We start from the raw sequence: 5,348 nt of genomic DNA, 5'->3' as shown, positions 1-5,348 counted from the left end.
GCTCTTCGGCCCCATCGGCAACATTCCACCTGCCGAGGCAGAAGCCGCTTACTATGCAAATCTCGCTGAGTCTGTCACTGTGGCATGACGCAAGCAAAACGGTCTCCGGAAAACCCGGGGCGGCTCAGTCGCGGTGGCAACGGGTGCTCGGACAGCACAGCAGGCAAGCGTCTGATTACCGCATTGCCCACGGGCAGACTAATCCCGAATTCGAGCAGGAATCCGTGTATCTGGTTGATCGTCTTGACGCGGTCCTGTACGAATGAGTCCCGAACCTTGTGTAATGCGCACAGGGTCTGCTGCGATTCGGTCTTGGGAGTCACGAACCGCATTGAGGGACGCGACGCCGCCTCGCAGATTGCCTCGGCATCGACAAAATCATTCTCGTTACTCTTGACGAACGGACGGACGAATTGCGGAGAGATGAGCTTCACCTGATGGCCCAAGGTCGCCAGCCTCCGCGCCATGTGGTGCGCGTCTGCACATGCCTCCATTACCAGCGTGCAGGCATGAAGCGTCGCGAGAAACTCGATTAGCTGCTTGCGGCTCAGCTTGTTGCGGAATATGGCCTTTCCTCTTGCGTCCTGTCCATGCAGATGGAACGAATGTTTGCCGAGATCGATTCCGATGAGCGTCACGTCTTGCACGATGTTCTCCTGTTCGCAATTGACGCGGTAAGGTTAGCGCACGCGTCGCAGGTGGGGGCGATCATCTCATTAGCACGTTTAGCCGATGAACCCCGGTGCTTGGGTAGCCAGTTATGGTGCGGCGAACGCCTCATCCATCTGCCGCGAGCGTTTGACTTCGTCGCTTTGAAGATAGATCGAGGTTGTTGCGATGGAGCGTGGCGTAGGTTGTCTCGCACGGTCGTCAACTCCGCGCCGCGAGCGAGTGCATGGGGGGCGTGGGTATGACGCGTCCAGTGAGGCCTTGCGCGGCGCGACTTTTCAGCCAGTACGGGATGATCGGTGCCAATGACATCGGCGGTCAGGCGGAAAAAGCCGCGCATCATAACCACAGACAGGAACGGGTGAAGCCTGTTGCTCCTTTCGTCAAAACTCGGCAGTAGTGGGGCTTTCGGATCCCTGCGCTGCGGTGTCACCGGCAGGCGCCTCTGCATAGGGTATTTCGAGAGCGACGCGCGCGAGGGGCGGCAAAGCTACCTTGCCCGGCTTACGGCCCTTGCCCACGAGATTGAGCCAGTGGACACCGCGTTCATCGTTAGGATATCGCCAAACCTCGCGCCGACGAACTCACTCACCCGCAGCCCGGTCGCGTAGGCAAGGTGGAGCAGAAAGCGAAGCCGCTGCGCGGCGGGTGCTTCCCAGCCGCAGGACCATTCCAGCGCGTTGGCAATTGTGCGAACCAACCCCCATTCTCCATCTGTGAAGCCGCGTGACGCGGGTCGTGCCGCGAACCTTGATAGCAGCAAACGGATTGGTGAGCACGTAGCGTTGCTCGATCAGGCAGCGAAACAATGCACCAAGCACAGAGAGTGCGTAGGCTGTCGAGCGCGCCGACAAGCTTCCAGAGAACGGGCGCGAGTCGGGTGCGTTGCGCGGCCGCGGCGGTTCGACCCACCGCTCGCGGGGACCGGGATACCGCAGAAAGCTACGATAGGCGATCGCATCCTCGGTCGTGAGTGAGGACAATGCTCGTCCGCGCTCGACGATGGCCCAGAGGATCAGGCGTTCAGCCTCCTTGCGGTAGGCGCAGTGCGTGGCAGGCGTTTCATGCAACGCCTGGCAGGCGTGACCCGCGACATAGTCGTGCGCGGCAGACTTCGCAGCGGGTGCCGCCGGGTGGCTCGTGCGGCAGCTTCCGGGCGGCCCCGGCGAGCCTGCGCGCTTGACGCGAAGAACATCCGCGACTGACGGAACGCGCCCACTCGTTGATTTCCGCAACCTCGCCAAGTGTCGTCGTTCCCTAGGAGCGGTTGAGAGTGCCGCACGAGGTGGTACGTTCAGTGTCGTCCCTTCGTCCTGTCGGGTACCGACCGTATCGCTATGCTCCCCATGAAATTGGCTGAGCACTTGCCGACCTGGCATCTCTGCGGATCGCAGGAGTGCCTTTGCTGCTTTCGTCGCTTACTGCAGCAATTCAATGGCCTGCGCTGCACAATGGCGATCCCGCAAGCATCTGGATACACAGGTTTTCTTGGAGGACGCTCAAAGCTTTGCCTGGCAGGGGTTACTCAGTGGTGACGTCGCTTGTTCGGAAAGGAAGATCCGTTCGGCGGCAAACCTCGAGGAAACAAAGGTCAGCGGGCTCAGATTTCCGAAGCCGGCTTGTGGCGGGAAATCGTCTTGCGGATCGTCGATCAGATGATGCGGTTATTTGTCGTGTAGTTAAAAAGTAAACCCTCGCGATGTGCTCGTCTGCGCGCGAGACGACGAATGATCGCTCAATTCGGGAAAATATTAAATATCGCTGCCTGCTGGCCGCCGCCGAGCCCGGGTGCTGGCTGACCGAAAGCGACGCCGACGAAACGAACCGGCGTCCGGTGCTGCTCGAGATCAGCGGACTGATCGCGGGTTAGGGCGACCGCGATCGTTCGGGCATGCCGCCGGTGCGCGTGCTCGACTACATCAACCTGGTGCTGCGTCGTGGCAACACGCTGGGCGTGATCTGCGAATCGGGATCGGGCAAGTCGACGCTCGCGTATGTGATTGCCGGACTGCTCGCGCCGGCGCAAGGCGAGATTCGCTTCGCGGGCAAGTTTGCCGAGCGAGAGCGCGACCTGTATCGACGCATCAAGCTGGCGTTCCAGAACGCCGACAAGGTGCTCCTGGCGAGCTGTCGGGCGGACAGAAGCGGCGCGTGAACCTCGCGCTCGCGGCCGAGCCCGAGCTGATCATCTGCGACGAAGTGACGTCGGCGCTCGACTCGGTGGTTGGCGCGGCGATTCTGGATCTGCTCGTCGAACTGCGCCGCGAGCTGGACATGTCGTACCCTGTTCATCAGCCACGACCTGTCGACGGTGCGCTCGATCTGCGACGACATCGTCGTGATGTACAAAGGCCACAAGGTCGATGCGTGCGACCGCGGCGCGTTGTTCAGCCAGCCCCGCCATCGTACACGTCGCTGCTGATCGATTCGGTACCGGAGATGCGGGTGAACTGGCTCGAGGAGACGGCCATGCGCGCGAAAGCGTGAGCGGCGCAACGCACGGCGGTCGCTACCGTCGTGCCGCGTTGCTGGAAGAAAAACAAACGACGCCGTTCAGTCTCGCGACTGAACGGCGTCGATGCCTTACAAAACCGGCTTACGCGCGCCAGACGCTTCGGCGAACCAGTAGCCCATATTCATCCCGGACGGATTCGACTTGTAGCCGCCCATCTTCTTCGATACGCCGTCGAGAATCACGTCGAACACCGGCACGACGGTGCCCGAGCTTTCGTGCACGAGCGTCTGCGTATCGCCGTAGATCGCCTTGCGTTTCGCGAAGTCCCCTTCCGAGTGCGCCGCAGTGAGCAGTTGATCGAGCTTCGGATGCTGCCAATGCGCTTCATTGGTGGGCGACTTCGACGTGTAGAACAGCTCGAAGATGTCTCTGGTCTCATCGAGTGAGCAGCGATCTTGCGGCAGGAGAATCGCGTTCGTCGCTACATTCGCCGATCCGGCCGCTCCGGTGATTCATTCTATTGATGGATGCGCCGCCTACCCAAATACGCCATTTTTGACCCCTCATCGCTTTTTGGTATGGGTGCGGACGCGGCGTCGACCATATCAAAACAGCATGGCCTCCCGATACTTGCGAATTTGTCATCGCGAATATTGCTTCTTACACTTCGAGCTCAACTGCATGCCGACAGTGTGGGTCCAGCGATCAGATGTGGCTTCACCATGCTGCGTCGTCGAGCTTCGACGGAGCGGATCTGCGATGTTCCAACTGCACGCTCTTATCCCCAAGGCCCGGCTCAAAAGTGAAACAACCGTTATTGAAAATCGACATCGACGTGACGCTGCCGACGCATGTCGACGTCGCGGTGATCGGCGGCGGCGCGGCGGCCGTGTCGACCGCCTATGAACTGAACCGGCTCGGCAAGCGCGTCGCGGTGTTCGAAAAAGGTCATATCGCCGCCGAGCAGGGTAGCCGCAACTGGGGCTGGTGCCGCACGTTCGGCCGCGACCTTCGCGAGCTCGGCATGGCGAAGCTGAGCGTGCAGCGCTGGACGGATCTCGCCGGCGAAATCGGCGCGGACGTCGGCTTTCGCAAGACCGGTATCACCTTCGTCACGCGCAGCGAACAGGAACTCGCGGGCTGGCAGGCGTGGTTCGATTTTGCGCGGCGCAGTGGGGTCGCCGCGCAGATGCTTTCGCGCGATGAGGCCAACAAGGTGTACGCCGCTGGAGGCTCGCCGTGGATGGGCGGCGTGCGCACCTTCGACGACGGCAACGCGGACTCGTCTTGCGCAATTCCGCTGCTCGCGCAGCGTGCGGCCGCGCAAGGCGTGGCGATCCCGCAGGACTGTGCGGTCAACGATCTGATCTTCGAGGCCGGCCGCATCGCCGGCATCGAGACGTAGCGCGAACGCGTGCGCGCCGATGCGGTGGTGATCGCCGCAGGCGCATGGTCGTCGCTGTTCTGCCTGAAACAGAAGATCGTGCTGCCGGCGCTGAACGTCTATTCGTCCGCGTCGAAATGGGGCGGCGATATTCGTCTCGCGTTCAGTGGGCCGCTGAAGACACCGGAATTTGCGCTGCGCGAGCGCGCCGATGGTGGCGACACGCTCGCGAAGAGCGGCCGTGGGACCGTGCACGTGGTGCCCAACAGCCTGCGCTACGGGATGCGTTTCAAAGGCTGTACGCGAGCCGGCGCAGCAGCATCAAGGTGCAATTCGGCGGGGAGTTTTTCCGGCAGCTGTGGAACGAGTTCAGCTATCTGCATCTCGGACGCTCGCCGTTCGTGCGCAACCGCGTGCCGGACCCGGCGCCGGACCTGTCGCTGGTGCGCTCGGCTTATGATGAAGCGGGCAAGGTGTTTCCGCAGTTCGATCCGTCGAAGGTGGACATCGCGTCGGGCGGCGCGATCGACAATACGCCCGATGGAATTCCGGTCGTCTCCGAATGCGTCCAGCATCCCGGCATCTATCTGTGCACCGGGTCAGCGGACACGGCTTCAGCAGCTCGCTCGGTGCGGGCCGCATGCTCGCCCAAGCAATCGTGACGGGGGAAACGGAAACGCTGGCACCCACCGAGTAGTTCGCCATCCCGATCAAGCGCGATACCGTCGGCGAGGTCGAGCAGTGGCGGCAGCACGTGGCTGCGGTCGAGACCGCTCGCGCGCGATGCCAGCTCGACGAGTTGCACGGCGTCGCTCGCGCCGAGCGGGCGCAGCCGCTCGT

3 protein-coding genes and 4 pseudogenes are annotated in these 5,348 nt (G+C 62.1%); 3 read left to right on the top strand and 4 right to left on the bottom strand.

Translation table 11 applies throughout. The annotated features are described in order from the left end of the window. Positions 1-125: 125 nt before the first annotated feature. Both AB3X89_RS38795 and AB3X89_RS38790 read right to left on the bottom strand, forming a co-directional pair. Positions 126-647, bottom strand: a pseudogene (locus AB3X89_RS38795) (IS110 family transposase); the annotation flags it as partial. A gap of 111 nt (positions 648-758) precedes the next feature. Beyond that, positions 759-1,781 (bottom strand): annotated as a pseudogene (locus tag AB3X89_RS38790) (tyrosine-type recombinase/integrase); the annotation flags it as partial. A gap of 722 nt (positions 1,782-2,503) precedes the next feature. Here AB3X89_RS38790 and AB3X89_RS38785 point away from each other — a divergent pair. Continuing rightward, a pseudogene (locus AB3X89_RS38785) lies at positions 2,504-3,156 on the top strand (ATP-binding cassette domain-containing protein); the annotation flags it as partial. 96 nt (positions 3,157-3,252) lie between these two features. Here the strand turns inward: AB3X89_RS38785 and AB3X89_RS38780 are convergent. Further along, on the bottom strand, positions 3,253-3,405 hold the full coding sequence (locus tag AB3X89_RS38780) for a hypothetical protein (RefSeq protein WP_368587882.1): 153 nt from the start codon (positions 3,403-3,405) through the stop codon (positions 3,253-3,255). 521 nt (positions 3,406-3,926) lie between these two features. On the opposite strand from AB3X89_RS38780, the gene AB3X89_RS38775 reads away from it, so the two are divergent. Together AB3X89_RS38775 and AB3X89_RS38770 are read left to right on the top strand one after the other, a co-directional pair. Further along, complete coding sequence (locus AB3X89_RS38775; RefSeq protein WP_368587881.1) at positions 3,927-4,529, top strand: NAD(P)/FAD-dependent oxidoreductase; 603 nt, start codon at positions 3,927-3,929, stop codon at positions 4,527-4,529. A gap of 305 nt (positions 4,530-4,834) precedes the next feature. Then, on the top strand, positions 4,835-5,170 hold the full coding sequence (locus AB3X89_RS38770; protein ID WP_368587880.1) for a hypothetical protein: 336 nt from the start codon (positions 4,835-4,837) through the stop codon (positions 5,168-5,170). Between the two features lie 26 nt (positions 5,171-5,196). Here the strand turns inward: AB3X89_RS38770 and AB3X89_RS38765 are convergent. Beyond that, positions 5,197-5,348 (bottom strand): annotated as a pseudogene (locus AB3X89_RS38765) (GNAT family N-acetyltransferase); the annotation flags it as partial.

The sequence above is a fragment of the Paraburkholderia sp. BR14320 genome (assembly GCF_040948665.1).
Classification (GTDB): Bacteria; Pseudomonadota; Gammaproteobacteria; order Burkholderiales; family Burkholderiaceae; genus Paraburkholderia; species Paraburkholderia youngii.
The sequence above is the reverse complement of the archived record's forward strand: the minus strand, read 5'-3'. Positions and strand labels throughout refer to the sequence as shown.